The sequence below is a fragment of the Arthrobacter sp. Soil764 genome, from assembly GCF_001428075.1.
Lineage (GTDB): Bacteria > Actinomycetota > Actinomycetes > Actinomycetales > Micrococcaceae > Arthrobacter.
This window is the reverse complement of the sequence record NZ_LMSI01000025.1, coordinates 156949-172959: the sequence shown is the minus strand read 5'-3', so window position 1 is coordinate 172959 and position 16011 is coordinate 156949. Positions and strand designations below refer to the sequence as shown.

At 67.1% G+C, this 16011-nt stretch carries 15 protein-coding genes and 1 riboswitch; of the genes, 10 read left to right on the top strand and 5 right to left on the bottom strand.

Annotation, left to right across the window (positions count from 1 at the left end; all coding sequences use genetic code 11):
- Positions 1 to 36: 36 nt before the first annotated feature.
- From ASG86_RS19835 to ASG86_RS19820, 4 genes are all read left to right on the top strand, one after another.
- The gene (locus ASG86_RS19835) at positions 37 to 1359 is read left to right on the top strand and encodes a bifunctional o-acetylhomoserine/o-acetylserine sulfhydrylase (RefSeq protein WP_056338624.1); all 1323 of its coding nucleotides are present in this window, start codon (positions 37 to 39) and stop codon (positions 1357 to 1359) included.
- 102 nt (positions 1360 to 1461) lie between these two features.
- A riboswitch (SAM riboswitch) is annotated at positions 1462 to 1577 on the top strand.
- Positions 1578 to 1589: 12 nt separating this feature from the next.
- A complete protein-coding gene (metX, locus tag ASG86_RS19830; RefSeq protein WP_056338621.1) occupies positions 1590 to 2705 on the top strand; it encodes a homoserine O-acetyltransferase MetX in 1116 nt (371 codons plus the stop codon).
- Positions 2706 to 2868: 163 nt separating this feature from the next.
- Positions 2869 to 4251 carry an MFS transporter gene (locus ASG86_RS19825; protein ID WP_056338619.1) on the top strand — a complete coding sequence of 461 codons (1383 nt, stop codon included), beginning with the start codon at positions 2869 to 2871 and terminating at the stop codon, positions 4249 to 4251.
- Positions 4252 to 4260: 9 nt separating this feature from the next.
- Positions 4261 to 5403 carry a zinc-binding dehydrogenase gene (locus ASG86_RS19820; protein WP_056338616.1) on the top strand — a complete coding sequence of 381 codons (1143 nt, stop codon included), beginning with the start codon at positions 4261 to 4263 and terminating at the stop codon, positions 5401 to 5403.
- 48 nt (positions 5404 to 5451) lie between these two features.
- On the opposite strand, the gene ASG86_RS19815 is transcribed toward ASG86_RS19820, so the two are convergent.
- On the bottom strand, positions 5452 to 6354 hold the full coding sequence (locus tag ASG86_RS19815) for a LysR family transcriptional regulator (protein ID WP_056338761.1): 903 nt from the start codon (positions 6352 to 6354) through the stop codon (positions 5452 to 5454).
- A gap of 141 nt (positions 6355 to 6495) precedes the next feature.
- Between ASG86_RS19815 and mmsB the strand changes: the two genes are divergently transcribed.
- Together mmsB and ASG86_RS19805 are read left to right on the top strand one after the other, a co-directional pair.
- A complete protein-coding gene (mmsB, locus tag ASG86_RS19810) occupies positions 6496 to 7416 on the top strand; it encodes a 3-hydroxyisobutyrate dehydrogenase (RefSeq protein WP_056338613.1) in 921 nt (306 codons plus the stop codon).
- A gap of 35 nt (positions 7417 to 7451) precedes the next feature.
- A complete protein-coding gene (locus ASG86_RS19805; RefSeq protein ID WP_056338611.1) occupies positions 7452 to 8936 on the top strand; it encodes a CoA-acylating methylmalonate-semialdehyde dehydrogenase in 1485 nt (494 codons plus the stop codon).
- 69 nt (positions 8937 to 9005) lie between these two features.
- On the opposite strand, the gene ASG86_RS19800 is transcribed toward ASG86_RS19805, so the two are convergent.
- Together ASG86_RS19800 and ASG86_RS19795 are read right to left on the bottom strand one after the other, a co-directional pair.
- Complete coding sequence (locus ASG86_RS19800) at positions 9006 to 9581, bottom strand: hypothetical protein (RefSeq protein ID WP_056338608.1); 576 nt, start codon at positions 9579 to 9581, stop codon at positions 9006 to 9008.
- Positions 9582 to 9630: 49 nt separating this feature from the next.
- Positions 9631 to 10500 (bottom strand): SGNH/GDSL hydrolase family protein, encoded by an 870-nt coding sequence (locus tag ASG86_RS19795; RefSeq protein ID WP_056338605.1) that lies wholly within the window; start codon positions 10498 to 10500, stop codon positions 9631 to 9633.
- Between the two features lie 78 nt (positions 10501 to 10578).
- Between ASG86_RS19795 and ASG86_RS19790 the strand changes: the two genes are divergently transcribed.
- Entirely contained in the window at positions 10579 to 11229 is a 651-nt protein-coding gene (locus ASG86_RS19790; protein WP_056338603.1) for an alpha/beta hydrolase, read from the top strand.
- 56 nt (positions 11230 to 11285) lie between these two features.
- On the opposite strand, the gene ASG86_RS19785 is transcribed toward ASG86_RS19790, so the two are convergent.
- Entirely contained in the window at positions 11286 to 11516 is a 231-nt protein-coding gene (locus ASG86_RS19785) for an RNA-binding S4 domain-containing protein (protein ID WP_056338601.1), read from the bottom strand.
- A 32-nt stretch (positions 11517 to 11548) separates the two neighbouring features.
- Here ASG86_RS19785 and ASG86_RS19780 point away from each other — a divergent pair, with 32 nt between their 5' ends.
- The 3 genes from ASG86_RS19780 (at position 11549) to ASG86_RS19770 (ending at position 15095) form a co-directional block, all read left to right on the top strand.
- Positions 11549 to 12544, top strand: a complete 996-nt coding sequence (locus ASG86_RS19780) for a DMT family transporter (RefSeq protein ID WP_056338598.1) — start codon at positions 11549 to 11551, stop codon at positions 12542 to 12544.
- A gap of 131 nt (positions 12545 to 12675) precedes the next feature.
- Positions 12676 to 14061: a glycine--tRNA ligase gene (locus ASG86_RS19775; protein ID WP_056338595.1), complete on the top strand. Its 1386-nt coding sequence runs from the start codon at positions 12676 to 12678 to the stop codon at positions 14059 to 14061.
- 2 nt (positions 14062 to 14063) lie between these two features.
- Positions 14064 to 15095, top strand: coding sequence for a GNAT family N-acetyltransferase (locus tag ASG86_RS19770; RefSeq protein ID WP_056338593.1), 1032 nt, complete (start codon positions 14064 to 14066; stop codon positions 15093 to 15095).
- A gap of 79 nt (positions 15096 to 15174) precedes the next feature.
- Here the strand turns inward: ASG86_RS19770 and ASG86_RS19765 are convergent, their stop codons facing one another.
- On the bottom strand, positions 15175 to 15999 hold the full coding sequence (locus ASG86_RS19765) for a lysophospholipid acyltransferase family protein (protein WP_056338591.1): 825 nt from the start codon (positions 15997 to 15999) through the stop codon (positions 15175 to 15177).
- Between the last annotated feature and the right edge of the window lie 12 nt (positions 16000 to 16011).

Below are 16011 nucleotides of genomic sequence, written 5' to 3'. Positions count from 1 at the left end.
TCCATGCATGCCGGGCCCATGTCAAAGGAGATTTGGATGTCCAACGGATGGTCCTTCGAAACCCGCCAGATCCATGCAGGCCAGGAAGTGGACAGTGCCACTGGAGCCCGCGCGCTGCCGATCTACCAGACCACGTCGTTCGTGTTCCCCAGCGCCGAAAGTGCAGCCAACCGCTTTGCCCTGGCTGAACTTGCGCCCATCTACACCCGAATCGGCAACCCCACGCAGGACGCCGTCGAACAGCGGATCGCCAGCCTTGAGGGAGGCCTGGCCGCTTTGCTGCTCAGCTCGGGGCAGGCGGCGGAGACCTTCGCAGTCCTGAACATCGCGGAGGCCGGGGACCACATCGTGGCCAGCCCCAGCCTTTACGGCGGAACGTACAACCTGTTCGCCCACACCCTGAAGAAGTTCGGCATTTCGGTCACCTTCGTGGACGATCCGGACAACCTGGACCAGTGGCGCGGCGCCGTGCAGCCGAACACCAAGCTCTTTTTCGGCGAAGTGGTGTCCAATCCCCGCCAGGACGTCCTGGATATCGAAGGCATCTCCGGGGTGGCCCACCAGGCGGGCGTGCCGCTGATCGTGGACAATACCCTGTCCACCCCGTACCTGATCCGCCCGCTGGAGTGGGGCGCCGACATCGTGATCCACTCGGCCACCAAATACCTGGGCGGCCACGGTTCGGCCATTGCCGGCGTCATTGTCGATTCCGGAAAGTTCGACTTCAGCAAGGATCCTGAACGATTCCCCGGCTTCAACACTCCTGACCCAACGTACAACGGCCTGGTCTACGCACGTGACCTTGGCGAGGGTGGTGCGCTGGGAGCCAACCTCTCCTACATCCTCAAGGCCCGGGTCCAGCTGCTGCGAGATCTTGGCTCGGCGGTATCCCCGTTCAACGCCTTCCTGATCTCCCAGGGCCTGGAGACGCTGAGCCTGCGGGTGGAGCGTCACGTTGCCAACGCCACGGAGGTGGCGCGCTGGCTGGAAGGAAGGGACGACGTCGAATCCGTCGCCTACGCGGGGCTGCCCTCCAGCCCCTGGTACGAACGTGGCCGCAAGTACGGGCCCAAGGGGACGGGGGCCGTGGTGGCTTTCAACCTGGCCGGCGGGGCGGAAGCGGGCAAGCGCTTCGTCGACGCCCTTGAACTGCACTCCCATGTTGCGAACATCGGCGACGTCCGCTCCCTTGTCATCCACCCGGCGTCGACCACCCACAGCCAGCTTTCGCCTGAGCAGCAGGCAGTGGCGGGGGTGACCCCGGGACTGGTCCGGCTGTCCGTCGGCCTGGAGCACATCGATGACATCCTGGCCGACCTGGAAGCGGGCTTCCGCGCAGCCAAGGGCGCCGCGGCCTAAGACAACAGCCGGGGCTGCAGTGAGTGCCGCCGGCAAGCCGGGAAAGTCACAACCAGTCACACTCTTGGCTTGGAACGGGGGGTGTTTCGTACACTCGAACCAGGTCATGAGTGCCAGTGACAGCCCCGGCTTGCTGGCCGGCAACCCTCCATCCGCGGTGGGGTGCCCCGGGTGAGGACCTGGCCTGCCGGTCAAATGACGGCGGGCAAGCGCGTAGAAGAGGTCTTGCCATGACGGTTACCGTCGCCCGAACCACCATCCCCGAACACGGAATCGTCCGCTACGCCTCGATCGGGGGACTGGACCTTGAAGCCGGCGGCTACCTGCCGGACGTCACGCTGGCCTACGAAACGTGGGGCACGCTCAACGCGGACGCCAGCAACGCCGTCCTGATCGAGCATGCCCTGACCGGAAGCACCCATGTGACCCGCGGCGACACCGACGAAGAAGGCTGGTGGGAACAGCTGGCCGGCCCCGGTGCGCCCGTGGACACGGACAAGTTCTTCGTGGTGTCCATCAACATCGTTGGCGGCTGCTACGGGTCAACGGGCCCGTCGTCGGCCGCCCCGGACGGCGGCCCCTGGGGTTCCCGGTTCCCCCTGGTCACGCTGCGCGACAGCACGGTGGCGGAGGCCCGCCTGGCAGACCAGTTGGGCATCAAGAGCTGGTTCGCGGTTCTGGGCGGCTCCATGGGCGGCGCCCGTGCCCTGGAATGGGCTGTGACGTACCCGGAGAGGGTGCAGCGCTGCGCCGTTATCGCCGTGGGAGCCGCAAGCACGGCCGAGCAGATCGCCTTCGCGCAGGCCCAGACCCTGGCTATCCGGCAGGATCCGAATTTCAACGGCGGCGACTACTACGGCGGTCCCAGCCCCGAAGAAGGGCTGGCCCTTGCCCGGCGCATCGCCCACATCACCTACCGCTCAGCAGCCGAACTGGAAGGCCGCTTCGGCCGTTCGCCGCAGGCGCCCGAGTCGCCCCTGAAGGGTGAAGTCCTGGCCGCCCGGGGCCGGTACCAGGTGGAAAGCTACCTGGACCACCAGGGCAACAAGCTGGTCAAGCGCTTCGACGCGAACAGCTACATTGCCCTGACCGAAGCGCTGATGAGCCATGACATCTGCCGGGGCCGGGGGACCCTCGCCGAGACCTTGGCCCGGTCAACCGCACGCTTCCTCGTGGCCGCCGTCGACTCCGACCGGCTCTATTTCCCGTCCCAATCCCATGAGCTGGCCCAGGCCCTGCCCGGGGAGGTCGGAGTGCACGTCATCCAGGCGCCGATCGGGCACGACGGGTTCCTGACCGAGATCGGCCAGTTGGGCGGCCAGCTGCGGGGCAGCTTCCTGGCCTGAGGCCCCCATGTGCATTCCTGCAGATGCCTTCTGCACTAATTGGCGTTGAGGTTGCACCGCAGGCAGACCATACTCATTCAAATCCGGCGTTCGTGGTGTGCATCACACCCGGCCGCCATTGACTGGTCCCAGTGGTGTCGACGACGACGCCGAAGGAGTTCACATGAGTACGGAAAGCTCCGCCGCAAGGCGTACAGAGGAAACCGACATCAAGGCCTCAGGGCTCAAGAAGGTGGTAACGGCCTCCATGGCCGGAACCGTCGTGGAATGGTATGAGTTCTTCCTCTACGCATCCGCCGCCACGCTGGTGTTCGGGAAGGCCTTCTTCCCCAACGCCGGCACGGAACTGGACGGCATCATCGCCGCCTTCCTCACCTATGCGGTCGGCTTCGTGGCCCGCCCCATCGGCGGGATCGTCTTCGGCCACTTCGGCGATAAGTTCGGCCGGAAGAAGCTGCTGCAGCTGAGCATCATCCTGGTGGGCGTCTCCACCTTCCTCATGGGCTGCCTGCCCACTTTCCAGCAGATCGGCTACTGGGCTCCCGCCCTGCTGGTGGTGCTGCGTTTTGCCCAGGGCTTTGCGGTCGGCGGGGAGTGGGGCGGCGCCGTCCTCCTGGTGGCAGAGCACAGCCCCAGCAAGTCCCGCGGGTTCTGGGCCAGCTGGCCGCAGTCCGCGGTGCCGCTGGGAAACCTGCTGGCCACGGCCGTGCTGTTCATCCTGTCCTCCACGCTGACCCAGGACGCCTTCCTGGGATGGGGCTGGCGCGTGGCGTTTTGGCTGTCCGCGGTGATCGTCCTGATCGGCTACTACATCCGGACCAAGGTCAACGACGCACCCATCTTCCTGGAGGCCCGCAAAGAGGTCGAGGCCGGCCACAAGGGCTACGGTGTGGCCGAAGTGTTCCGGCGGTATCCCCGCGGCGTCTTCACCGCCATGGGCCTGCGCTTCGCGGAAAACATCCTGTACTACCTGGTGGTCACGTTCTCCATCACCTACCTGAAGACCGTGGTGCAGGCCGACACCACCCGGATCCTGCTCCTGCTGCTCCTGGCCCACGCCGTTCACTTCGCGGTTGTGCCCATGGTCGGCAAGCTGTCGGACCGCTTTGGCCGTAAACCCGTTTACATGGCCGGCGCCATCATGGGTGCCACCTGGGGCTTTTTCGCCTTCCCCATGATGGATACCAGGAACGATGCCATCATCCTTGCCGCCATCATGATCGGGCTGGTGTTCCACGCCTTCATGTACGCAGGGCAGCCTGCCATCATGGCGGAAATGTTCCCCACCCGGATGCGGTACTCAGGGGTGTCCCTCGGCTACCAGGTGACCTCGATCGTGGCAGGTTCACTGGCTCCGATCATCGCCGCCTCGCTCCTGGGCACCTACAAGTCCTCCGTCCCCGTGGCTGTCTACCTGCTGATCGCCTGCGCCATCACCGCCGTCGCGGTCTTCTTCCTGAAGGAAACCCGCGGCATCTCGCTGCACGACGTGGATGCCGCGGATGCCCAGGGCACCGCCGACCTCCTTGCCGCCAACAAGAAGTAGCAGGTTCCCATGAAAGCCGCCGTCCTGTACTCCACCGTTCCGGCCCCCACCCCGGGGGCCGGCCCCGGGAAGCGGACCTACTCCGACGCCGGCCCGCTGCTGGTGCAGGAACTGGACCAGCCGGAGCCCCGCGCCGGTGAGCTTGGTGTTGCCATCACCTACTCCAGCCTGTGCCATTCGGACCTCTCGGTGGTGGACGGTTCCCGCGTCCGGCCGCTTCCCATGGCCCTCGGCCACGAGGCCGTGGGGCGGGTGGTCTCCCTCGGCGAAGGTGTGGAAGACGTGTCGGTGGGCGACCACGTGGTATTGGTCTTCGTGCCGAGCTGCGGGAAATGCCGGGCCTGCCTGTCGGGCAGGCCGGCCCTGTGCCACCGCGCAGCGGAGGTCAACGGCTCCGGGGACCTCCTGCACGGGCCGGCGCTGCTGCGGACGCCGGCGGGCGAGCGCATCAACCACCACCTTGGCGTCTCGGCCTTTGCCGACTACGCGGTGGTCGCCAGGGAATCGGTGGTGGTGATTGACGACGACGTCCCGGACACGGTTGCCGCGATGTTCGGTTGCGCCGTGCTCACGGGAATGGGTGCCGTCCTGAACACCGCCGGCGTCAGTCCAGGGCAGTCCGTGGCAGTCTTCGGGCTCGGCGCGGTGGGCCTGTCCGCCGTCATGGCAGCGCGCCTCGCGGGGGCAGCCAGCGTGATTGCCGTCGATCCAAACCAGGGCAAGCACCAGCTCGCCCGCGACGCCGGGGCCACATCGGTGGGAACGCCGGAGGACGCGGCCCGGCTGATCGCGGAAGCCTCCGGTGACGGCGTGGACGTCGCCATCGAAGCAGTGGGTTCGGCGGCCGTCATTGCCTCCTGCCTGGAGCAGGTCACCCGGGGAGGCGCCGTGGTCTCGGTGGGCCTGCCCCATCCGTCCGCCCAGTTGACGGTACCCGCCCTGCAGTTCGCCGGGGCGGGAAAACGGCTGCTGGGCTCCTACATGGGGGATGCGGTGCCCTCCCGCGACATCCCGAAATACCTCGGATTCTGGCGGGAGGGCAGGCTGCCCGTCGAGCTGCTGCACACCGACACGCGGCCGCTGGGCGAGATCAACGAGGGCCTTGACGCGCTGGCATCCGGGCAGGTGGTGCGGCGGCTCTTCCAGGCCTGAGCTCTTCCAGGCCTGGGCTCTTCCAGGCCTGAGCTCTTCCGGACCGGCCTAACCTGCCAGCAGCCCGGCGCGCTCCTTCATCTCCTCTTTGAGGGCCGCAATCACGGCCTGCACCGGTGCGGAGCGGAGCGACTCCGGGCGGGCAACGGCCCAGATGGGGAGCTGCCGCTCGAAGTCGGCGGCCAGGACGGGTACGAAAGTGTCGGATTCCGCCACCATGAAGTTGGGCAGCAGGCCAATGCCCGCGCCCTGCCGGACGGCCTCCACCTGGGCGAACACGCTGGTGGCCTGGAAGCTTGTCCTGGGGACGGGAAGTTCCGATGACCAGCGCGGCCCCAGCTCCGCTACCTGGAGCGCGGACTCCACGTACGAGACAAACCCGTGCTGCCCCACGTCGTCGAGCCTTTCCGGCAGGCCATGCCGGGCGGCGTAGGCGGAACTGGCGTAAAGGCGCAGGTAGTAGTTGCTCAGGAAGATGGTCTGCGCGGTAGTGACGTCGGCCCGGCCCACCACAATCTCCAGGTCCACTCCTGACCGGTTCTGGCTGACTTTCCGGGTGGCGCTGAGCATTTCAACGTTCAGCTGCGGATTCTGCTGCTGGAGCCGCACCAGCGACGGGGCCACGAACACCGCCCCGACACCGTCCGAGGTGGCCACACGGACCAGGCCGGCAAGGGCGCTTTGGTCCTGGTTGATCACGCTCGACAGCGAGCCAAGGGTGTTCTCGATGGCCTCCGCCGCATCCACGGCCGCCGCGCCGAGTTGCGTCAGTTCCCAGCCGTGCGGGCTGCGTTCCAGGGTGCGGCCGCCCAGCTGCTTGTCCAGGGCGAGGATGCGGCGGGAAATGGTGGTGTGGGTTGTCCCCAGTGTTTCCGCCACGGCGTTGAAGCGGCCAAGTCGTGCAACCGTCAGCAGGATGAGCAGGTCGTCGGGGCTGGGCAACCGTCTCAGGTCCACGCCGGTCCTTCCATAGATGTGCAGCGATGCACATGGCCTCTGTGATTTTTCCCCTTGATTGCACTGTAGCAGGGTGTGATCGTTGACACAGACACGCCGGCAGCAAGGCTGGACTGAAAGCAAAGGAGCTTACGCATGGCAGTTATCGGTTGGATCGGCCTGGGCAACATGGGCGGCCATATGTCCGTGAACCTGGTGAAGGCCGGGCACGATGTCCGCGGTTTCGACCTCAATCCCGCAGCCCTGGCAGCCGCTGAGGCGGGCGGCGTCAAGCGGGCCGCCAGTATCGCCGAAGCGGTGGAGGGTGCAGATGCCGTGTTCACCATGCTGCCGAAGGGGGAACACGCCCGGGCGGTGTATCTGGGCCCGGACGGGGTACTGGCGCACGCGGACACCCGCACGCTGCTGATTGACTCCTCCACCATCGACGTCGCCTCGGCGCAGGAACTGCACGACGCCGCTGCTGCCGCCGGCTTCCGCTTCGTGGACGCCCCGGTGTCGGGCGGAATGAGCGGGGCCGAGGCAGGAACGCTGACATTCATGGTGGGCGGCGAAGAGGGCGCCGTGGCGGACGCCACGGACTACATCGGCCCCATGGCCGCAAACATCATCCCCACGGGTGGGGCCACCACAGGGCAGGCCGCAAAGATCTGCAACAACCTGATGCTCTTCATCAACCTCGCCTCCACCGCCGAGGGCGCAGTGCTCGCCGACCGGCTGGGCCTGGACAAGCAGGTTTTCTGGAACATCGCCTCGGTCTCCTCGGGTGACTCATGGGCTCTGCGCACCTGGTACCCGGTGCCCGGCGTGGTTCCCACCGCGGCCTCAAACAACGACTTCGCACCGACGTTCACCACCGAACTGGCGAACAAGGACATTGGGTTGGCCATCAGCGCGGCCGAGGACACCGGCACACCCCTGGAGATCGGTAGGCACGTCCAGCAACTGTTCCAGCGCCTCATTGACGAAGGTGATGCGGGCAAGGACTGCTCCATGATCATCAAGCTCGTGGACGGCTCACTCGAAACCGCCCGCCCGGAATCGTCCACCAACTAGCCCCGCCGCACGCAACGCAGGAAAAGAGACTCCCCTTGGAAACCATTCCGCACTACATCAACGGCACCCGTATCAGCGACGCAGACCGGTTCGGTCCGGTGTTCAATCCCGCCACCGGCGAACAGGACAAGCAGGTGGCGCTTGCCTCGGCGGCCCGCACGGAGGAAGCCATTGCGGCCGCCCGTGCTGCGCTCCCTGCCTGGCGGGCCACCAGCCTGGCCAGGCGCACCACCATCTTCTTCAAGGTCCGCGAAATCCTGAACCAGCGGAAGTCCGAACTTGCCGCGATCCTCACCAGCGAGCACGGCAAGGTCCTCTCCGACGCAGAGGGCGAAATTGCACGCGGCCTTGAGAACATCGATTTCGCCACCGGCCTGTCCCACATGCTCAAGGGCGAGCGGTCCGAGCAGGTCTCTACGGGAGTGGACGTCCACTCCGTCCGCCAGCCCGTGGGTGTGGTTGCCTGCATTACGCCGTTCAACTTCCCGGCCATGGTGCCGCTGTGGATGATCGGCAGCGCCCTGGCCTGCGGCAACACCGTGCTGCTGAAGCCCAGCGAGAAGGACCCGTCCGCCGCCGTCTTCATCGCCGAGGCCTTCGCCGAAGCGGGCCTGCCGGCGGGCGTGCTGAACGTGGTCCAGGGGGACAAGGAAGCCGTCGACGTCCTGCTGGAACACCCCGACGTCAAGGCAGTGAGCTTTGTCGGGTCCACGCCCATCGCCCAATCGATCTACAAGCGGGCGGCAGAACACGGCAAGCGGGTACAGGCCCTGGGCGGCGCAAAGAACCACATGGTGGTGCTTCCCGACGCCGACCTGGACATGGCTGCCGACGCTGCGGTTTCGGCCGCCTACGGTTCGGCCGGCGAACGCTGCATGGCGGTCAGCGTCCTGGTGGCCGTGGGAAACATTGCCGATGACTTGGTGAAGGCAATTTCCAGCCGCATGGCAGACCTCAAGATTGGTGCCGGCACCGACCCTGCCTCGCAGATGGGTCCCCTGATCACCGCAGAGCACCGGGACCGCGTGGCTTCCTACATATCAGGAGCCGAAGGCGAAGGTGCCACCGTGGTGGTGGACGGGCGCTCGCAGCAGTTCGATTCAAAAGGGTTCTTCATCGGCGTCAGCCTGGTGGACCACGTCAAGCCAGGCATGAAAGTGTACGACGACGAGATCTTCGGTCCGGTCCTGTCCGTGGTCCGGGTGGACACTTACGCCGACGCCGTCAAGCTGGTCAACGACAACGAGTTCGGCAACGGCACCGCCATCTTCACCCGCGACGGCGGGGCGGCACGGCAGTTCGAGTTCGATGCCGAAGCAGGCATGGTGGGAGTCAATGTGCCCATTCCGGTCCCGGTAGGCACCTTCTCGTTCGGTGGCTGGAAGAACTCGCTGTTCGGCGATACCCACATGTACGGCCCCGACAGCATCCGGTTCTACACGCGGGGCAAGGTAGTGACCACGCGCTGGCCGGATCCCTCCACCTCGGTGATTGACCTGGGCTTCCCGCAGGTGGATTAAGCACAGGTGCACTAAAACAGCTGGCCGGGGACCGGTAACCGGTCCCCGGCCTGGCTGTTCACTAGGCAGCTAGCCGTTCATGATGTCGCTGCGCCGCTTCATGTACTCCTCCATGGACAGCTCACCATTGCTGTACTGCTGGTCCAGCTCCGCGAGCTTGCGGGCACGGAACCCCTGCGGTGCGGCCGGCGGCGGGGGAGTGGCCGGCGTTGAAGGCTGGCCCGGCCCCTGCTGCACGGGCGGCTGTTGGAAGGGCGGCTCCTGGAACGGCGGCTGCTGGAACGGCGGCTCCTGCGGGGCACCGTAGCCGGGCCCCGGCATGGGCGGTTGCCCGTACTGGTAGGGCAGCGGCTGGGGGTTGCCCGTGGGCTGCGGACGCTGGATGCTGCGGAAGCCGCCGGAGAAGTAGTCCTGCTGGGTGTAGCCGTCGCGGGGCTGGTTGCTCTGCGGCCCCGCCGAGCCCGGGTATTGGCCGGGGTACCCGCCTTGTCCGTACTGCCCCGGCTGCTGTCCCGGGAACTGCTCCGGGAAGCGGCCGGGCAAGCCCTGGTCCCGGTCCCGCCGCGCCATGGAGCGCCGGTACATCCGCATGGCCATGGGGATGACGAAGGACAGGATGATGATCCAGAAAAACAAGCTGCTCACGGTGCCGCGCCTCTCGAGTGTTGTCCTTCCAGCCTAACCCCGGGTGGCCCTAACGGCGGCTGGGCTCCGCCGTTCCCAGCGGACCCTCGCCGGACCCCAACGGAACGCCCGGGCCGAAGACGGGACCCGGCGTCGGCCGCTTTGCCGTGATGCCGTCACCGGAGGACTGGCGGCGCAGGCGGCGCAGCACCCACGGCACAAAGTATTCGCGCGCCCACACCATGTCCCCGCTCCGGGCCTCGCGCCACGTGCGCGGCGGCAGCGGCTTGGGCTGCAGCGGTTCCAGGGAATGCTCCACGTTCAGCGCGTCCAGCACCATGGCCGCGATGGTGTGGTGGCCCAGCGGAGAGAAGTGCAGCCGGTCCTGGTCCCACATCTGGGGATCGCTCAACTGCCGCAGCGACCACATGTCGGCGATGATGGCGTCGTGCCGCGCCGCCACCGTCCGCAGGTTCTCGTTGTAGATGGCCACCTTGCTGCGGATCCTGCCGAGCACCGATGAACCCGTGTCCGGTCCGTTGAACAGGACCACGGTGGCGCCGCCCATGGAGAGGATCTGCACCACGGAATCGAGCTTCTCGGCCAGTGCGTCCGGGTCTCCGCCGGGACGGATCAGGTCGTTGCCGCCGGCGGACAGGGTGACCAGGTCCGGCTTCAGCCCCCGGGCAGGGGCAAGCTGCTGGTCCACGATCTGCTGCAGCAGGCGGCCGCGGACGGCAAGGTTGGCATAGGCGAAGTCAGGTTGTGTCCGGCCCAGCTCCTCCGCCACCCTGTCAGCCCAGCCGCGGTGGCCGCCGGGGCTTGAGGGTTCGGGGTCGCCAATGCCCTCGGTGAAGGAATCGCCCATCGCCACGTAGCGGGTCCACGGATGGGATCCGCGGTGCGCGGGCAGGGCCTGGATGTCACTTGTGTCAGTCACGGTCCTATCCTGCCTTCCGCCTCATCGCCTACGCGAACGTAGGTTGTTACCTCTGGGTAACTGATATGAATGGAAACCATGACTGACGCCGAAGTATTTCCTGCCCCCGTTGTCCTGTGGTCCCATCCCGAGGACCAGCGCACCGGCAAGCCGCTCCTGGTGCTCCTCCACGGCTACGGCGCCAATGAGCAGGACCTGCTCAGCCTGGCCGATCTGCTGCCCGGGGACTTCGCCGTCGCATCCGTGCGGGCCCCCATCGCCATGGGCCCCGGCTTCACCTGGTTCCCGCTCACGGCCTCCATCGACTACTCCCTGGAAAGGGTCAAAAAGGCCTCGGCGTACGTGCTCGACTGGATCGACACCATCCGCGTGGGGCACCCGTCCGTGACCCTGCTCGGTTTTTCCATGGGCATGGCCATGGCCACCACGCTCCTGCGGCAGCGGCCCACGGACTTCGCTGCCGTCGTCGGACTCTCCGGCTTTGTGGTGGACGCCGCCGGCGACCCTTCCTTCAAGGACGACGAACTGGACGGAACCGTGCCCGTGTTCTGGGGCCGGGACCAGCAGGATCCGGTGATCACCCAGGACAAAATCGAGTTCACCATGGGCTGGGTCCGCAAGCACGTCAAGCTCACCAAGGTGCTCTACACCGGCATGTGGCATGGCATCAACCAGCAGGAGATCGGGCACGTGGGGGAATTCCTCACCCATGAGGTGCTGAACAAATAGGCGTACGACGGCGGCTCGGCGGCCTGGGAAGCCGGCCCGCCGCCGGGGGCCGGCGGTCAGGCCTCGGGCGCCACCACCTTCACCGAGTGGCCGTTGACGGTGACGATGTCACCGTTGTGCAGCTGGCGGCCACGGCGGTCGTCGATTTCGCCGTTGACCTTGACCAGCCCGTTCTTGATGAGGTCCGCCGCCTCCACCCCGTCCTCCACGAGGTTGGCGAGCTTCAGCAGCTGGCCCAGCCGGATCATGCTGTCGCGGATGGGGACGTCGTCAATGGGGTTGCTCATACAGCAATAATGCCTGAACTAAGGTGGATTCAATGACCTCCCCTCCCCGCCTGCCGGTGCTCGCAGGCCTGCCGCTGGCCGTGGGTTCCGGCCTTGCCATCCCAGTCCAAGGGCGCATCAACGGTGCCCTGGGTGCCCGGCTCGATGACGGAATCGCCGCCGCGGCCGTGAGCTTCAGCACAGGGCTGCTGGTCATGATCATCATTTCGCTGGTCCTGCCGCGCGGCCGCGCCGGGCTGGCAAGCATCCTCCCGGCAGTCCGCAGCCGTGCCTTTCCCCGCATCTACGTGGTGGCCGGTGCCATCGGCGCATTGTTCGTCTTTGCCCAGTCCTTCACGGTGGGCATCCTGGGCGTAGCCCTTTTCACGGTGGCCACCGTGACCGGACAGACCGTAAGCGGCCTGCTGGTGGACCGCATGGGAATCGGCCCGGCCGGGAAGAAATCCGTCACCGGCATCCGGATCATCGGCTGTGTCCTCACCATCGCCGCGGTGGCATGGGCGGTGTCGCCCCGGTTCAGCGGCGCGGGGGCCGGCTCCGACGGCGGTCCCGCCGCCCTGCTGCTTCCCATCCTGCTGCCCGTGGCGGCGGGCTTCCTCATGAGCTTCCAGCAAGCCATGAACGGCACCGCCACCGTCCACTACGGCACACCAATCGCGGCAACGCTGGTCAACTTCGTGGCCGGCTGCACGGTGCTTTGGGCCGCGCTGGCAGTGAAGCTGGCCTTAGCCGGCCCCGCCAACCCGCTGCCGACCGAATGGTGGTACTACCTGGGTGGACCCATGGGATGTGTCTTTATCGGGCTCGGCGCCCTCCTGGTCCGCAGCCTGGGCGTGCTGGTCACCGGGCTGGGCATGATTGCCGGGCAATTGCTGGGCTCGCTGGCCCTGGACCTTGCGCTGCCCACGCCGGGTACCGTCGTCGCTCCGGCCACCGTCCTCGGGACCCTGCTGACCCTCGCCGCCATTATCCTGGCAACCCTGCCCTGGCCCCGGGGCGCGCTCCGGAGGCAGCGGCCGGTACGCTAGGACACGAACTTCCCACCATCTTCCTTCATTCGCCCCGGCGGGCAGCCCACTGTGCCTCCAGGCATACGGCGGCCGGGGCCCGACAACCCGCGGACCGCACCCAGCGGCCCTGTAGAAATTGGAGTTACCCCATGGCAGCAAAATCCGTCCTCGACCAGGTCATTTCCCTCTCCAAGCGGAGGGGCTTCGTGTTCCAGGCCGGTGAGATCTACGGAGGTTCGCGTTCTGCCTGGGACTACGGGCCCCTCGGCGCGGAACTGAAGGAAAACATCAAGCGCCAGTGGTGGCAGTCCATGGTCCGCGGCCGCGAGGACGTGGTGGGCCTGGACTCCTCCGTGATCCTGCCCCGCCAGGTATGGGAAGCCTCCGGCCACGTGGAGGTCTTCTCCGACCCCCTGGTGGAGTGCCTCTCCTGCCACAAGCGCTACCGCGCTGACCACCTCGAGGAAGAATACGAGGAGAAGAAGGGCCGGCCCGCCGAGAACGGCCTGAAGGACATCGCCTGCGCCAACTGCGGCACCCGCGGCCAGTGGACCGAGCCGCAGGAGTTCTCTGGCCTGCTCAAGACGTACCTGGGCCCGGTGGCCAACGAGGAGGGCCTGCACTACCTGCGCCCCGAAACCGCGCAGGGCATCTTCGTGAACTTCAACAACGTCCTCACCACGTCCCGGAAGAAGCCGCCGTTCGGCATCGGCCAGATCGGCAAGTCCTTCCGCAACGAGATCACGCCCGGCAACTTCATCTTCCGCACCCGCGAGTTCGAGCAGATGGAAATGGAATTCTTCGTGGAGCCCGGCACGGACGAGGAATGGCACCAGTACTGGATGAAGGAGCGCATGGCCTGGTACACCGGCCTGGGCATCCGCGAGGAGAACCTCCGCTTCTTCGAGCACCCCAAGGAGAAGCTCAGCCACTACTCCAAGGGCACCACGGACATCGAGTACCGCTTCGGCTTCCAGGGCTCGGAGTGGGGCGAGCTGGAAGGCATCGCCAACCGCACCGACTTTGACCTCTCCACCCACGCCAAGGCCTCCGGCACGGACCTGAGCTACTTCAACCAGGCCACCAACGAGCGCTACACCCCGTACGTGATCGAGCCCGCGGCGGGCCTGACCCGGTCTTTCATGGCGTTCCTGGTGGACGCCTACACCGAGGATGAGGCTCCCAACGCCAAGGGCGGCGTGGATGTGCGCACCGTTTTGAAGCTGGATCCGCGCCTGGCCCCGGTCAAGGCCGCCGTCCTGCCCCTGAGCCGCAACGAGGACCTGTCCCCGAAGGCCAAGGACCTGGGCGCGCAGCTGCGGAAGAACTGGAACATCGACTTCGACGACGCCGGTGCCATCGGCCGCCGCTACCGACGCCAGGACGAGATCGGCACCCCGTTCTGCATCACTGTGGACTTCGACACGCTCGAGGACCAGGCAGTCACCATCCGCGAGCGGGACACCATGAGCCAGGAGCGGGTCTCCCTGGACAAGGTGGAGGGTTACCTGGCGGCACGGCTGATCGGGGCCTGAGCATGGCCATCGAATACCGCGAATGGCGGGACGGCGACGACCTGGCGCTCCTGGAAATCTGGGGCGACCCGGACACCGCGCAGGCCCGCCAGTTCCGTGGTGCCCTCGCCGTCTCCTCCAACGGGAGGGACGGCTCCCCGTGGCGCCGCTGCATCGTGGCCCAGGACGTCATTGACGGCGTCGGCATTCCCGTGGCCGCCGGCGTCGTCTATGAAGCGTCCCTGCACCCGGAACGCCTCTGGTGCTATATCGAGGTGGCCCGCGACCACCGCCGTGCGGGCATCGGGGCCAGCCTCCTGGCCATGCTGCGGCGCGAAGCCGAGCACGCGCCGTCGGGCGTCACCAAACTGCGTGCCAAGGTGGAGCCCGGCAGCGCGGGTGCCGCCTTCGCCGAATCGTTTGGCCTGGCGCCCATCCAGCGTTCCCGCCTTGTGGTGGTGGAGCCCGGCGCCCTGCGGCTTCCGGTGTTCCCGGCCAAGGACGACGGCGGCGCGGCCAGCGGCGAGAACGCCGGCTCCGATATCGTGATGGACCTGGCAACGGGCTCGGTGGAGCTGACCGACGTGGTGGGCCGGTATTACACCTCCATCCACGGCTGGGACTCTCCCGGCGTCCTGTCCGTGGGGCAGGTGCAGAAGCTGTTCCTGGACGAACTCACCGGAGCCCACGGCGCCATCGTGCTGCGGGCCCAGCCCGAATCCGCGTTCGGTGCCGGGGTGGCTCCGACTAAGAAGGGCCGCATCCGGGCCTTTGCCGTCAGCTACGCGGCCCCCGCCGACCCTGACGCCGCCCCGGGCACGGAGACGGCCGGACCGGAAACGCCCACCGACGTTTTCGTGGGGCATGAACCTTCGCTGGACGCTGATGACGCCGCCGAGGCAGTCCGCGACATGCTTGCCCTGATCGCGTACCAGCACCCGGTCATGCTGGAACTGGACGATTCCATGACCGCCCTGCGTGCCGCCGTCGAACCCCTCCTGGACCGTGGCACGGCACGGGTGGCGGGCGCTGAAACCCTGGTGGTCTCGGACTAACCAGCCCCGCCCCAACTGGGTAGCGCCAAGTGTCGTTTTGACCCCTCAAAACGGCACTTGGCGCTACCTACTTGGGCTGCTACTTAGCGCGGGGAGCACGGCGGCGGCCGGCGGCTGTGTCGGTTCGGTCGAGCAGCTGCCGCTCGGCGTCGGTTGGGGCGCTCCCGCCCAGATGCGCCGGCATCCACCACGCACCGGGTCCGGGATCGAGCGGGAAGCCGGCGATGCAGCGGTCAATTCCCGACTGCAGGATGCTGCGCAGCATGCCGGTGGCCGCTTCCGCGTCGGTGCCGGGTGCGAACATCATGGGTGCTCCCACGTGGACTCCCACCGGCGCGCGCCAGCTGCGGCGCAGGGAAAAGCCGTGGCCGCGGGTCAACACCCGGTGGGCGCCCCAGACGGACACCGGAATCACGGGTACGCCTGCCTCGGCAGCCATGCGGACTGCCCCTGTGCGGCACTCGCGGACGGTGAAGCTGCGGCTGACCCCTGCCTCCGGGAACACCGCGAGGTACTCGCCATTGCGCAGTTTGGCCACTGCGGCGTCATAGGCGTCCGAACGGTCCGTGTATCCCACCACTATGTGGCCGCTGGCGCTGATGGCAGGGCCTGCAAGCCAGTGGTCGGCAGCCCCCTGGTGCACCAGGAACCGCAGCTGGGCACGGGCGTGCCGCCACAGGAGCAGCTCGAGCACGGCGAAATCCAGGTATCCGAAATGCGTGACGGCGAACACGGCACCTCTTCCGGGAACCACCTGCCGCGAGGGCCCATTGAGTGGTCCCTTGTCCGGCAGGTGCTCCAGGCCCGTCGCCTGGATGTCCAGCCGCAGGGCCCAGCGCAGGACCTGCCCGGTCCGGACGATCAGGCGATAGAACCGGTCGTTGGACGGGGGACGCCAGGGCATGTCCGAAACTGC

Bases quoted from the DNA above. Each gene is read 5' to 3' on its own strand.
- ASG86_RS19835 (WP_056338624.1), top strand. From the start codon at position 37: ATGTCCAACGGATGGTCCTTCGAAACCCGCCAGATCCATGCAGGCCAG.
- metX (WP_056338621.1), top strand. From the start codon at position 1,590: ATGACGGTTACCGTCGCCCGAACCACCATCCCCGAACACGGAATCGTC.
- ASG86_RS19825 (WP_056338619.1), top strand. From the start codon at position 2,869: ATGAGTACGGAAAGCTCCGCCGCAAGGCGTACAGAGGAAACCGACATC.
- ASG86_RS19820 (WP_056338616.1), top strand. From the start codon at position 4,261: ATGAAAGCCGCCGTCCTGTACTCCACCGTTCCGGCCCCCACCCCGGGG.
- mmsB (WP_056338613.1), top strand. From the start codon at position 6,496: ATGGCAGTTATCGGTTGGATCGGCCTGGGCAACATGGGCGGCCATATG.
- ASG86_RS19790 (WP_056338603.1), top strand. From the start codon at position 10,579: ATGACTGACGCCGAAGTATTTCCTGCCCCCGTTGTCCTGTGGTCCCAT.
- ASG86_RS19785 (WP_056338601.1), bottom strand. From the start codon at position 11,516: ATGAGCAACCCCATTGACGACGTCCCCATCCGCGACAGCATGATCCGG.
- ASG86_RS19780 (WP_056338598.1), top strand. From the start codon at position 11,549: ATGACCTCCCCTCCCCGCCTGCCGGTGCTCGCAGGCCTGCCGCTGGCC.
- ASG86_RS19775 (WP_056338595.1), top strand. From the start codon at position 12,676: ATGGCAGCAAAATCCGTCCTCGACCAGGTCATTTCCCTCTCCAAGCGG.
- ASG86_RS19770 (WP_056338593.1), top strand. From the start codon at position 14,064: ATGGCCATCGAATACCGCGAATGGCGGGACGGCGACGACCTGGCGCTC.
- ASG86_RS19765 (WP_056338591.1), bottom strand. From the start codon at position 15,999: ATGCCCTGGCGTCCCCCGTCCAACGACCGGTTCTATCGCCTGATCGTC.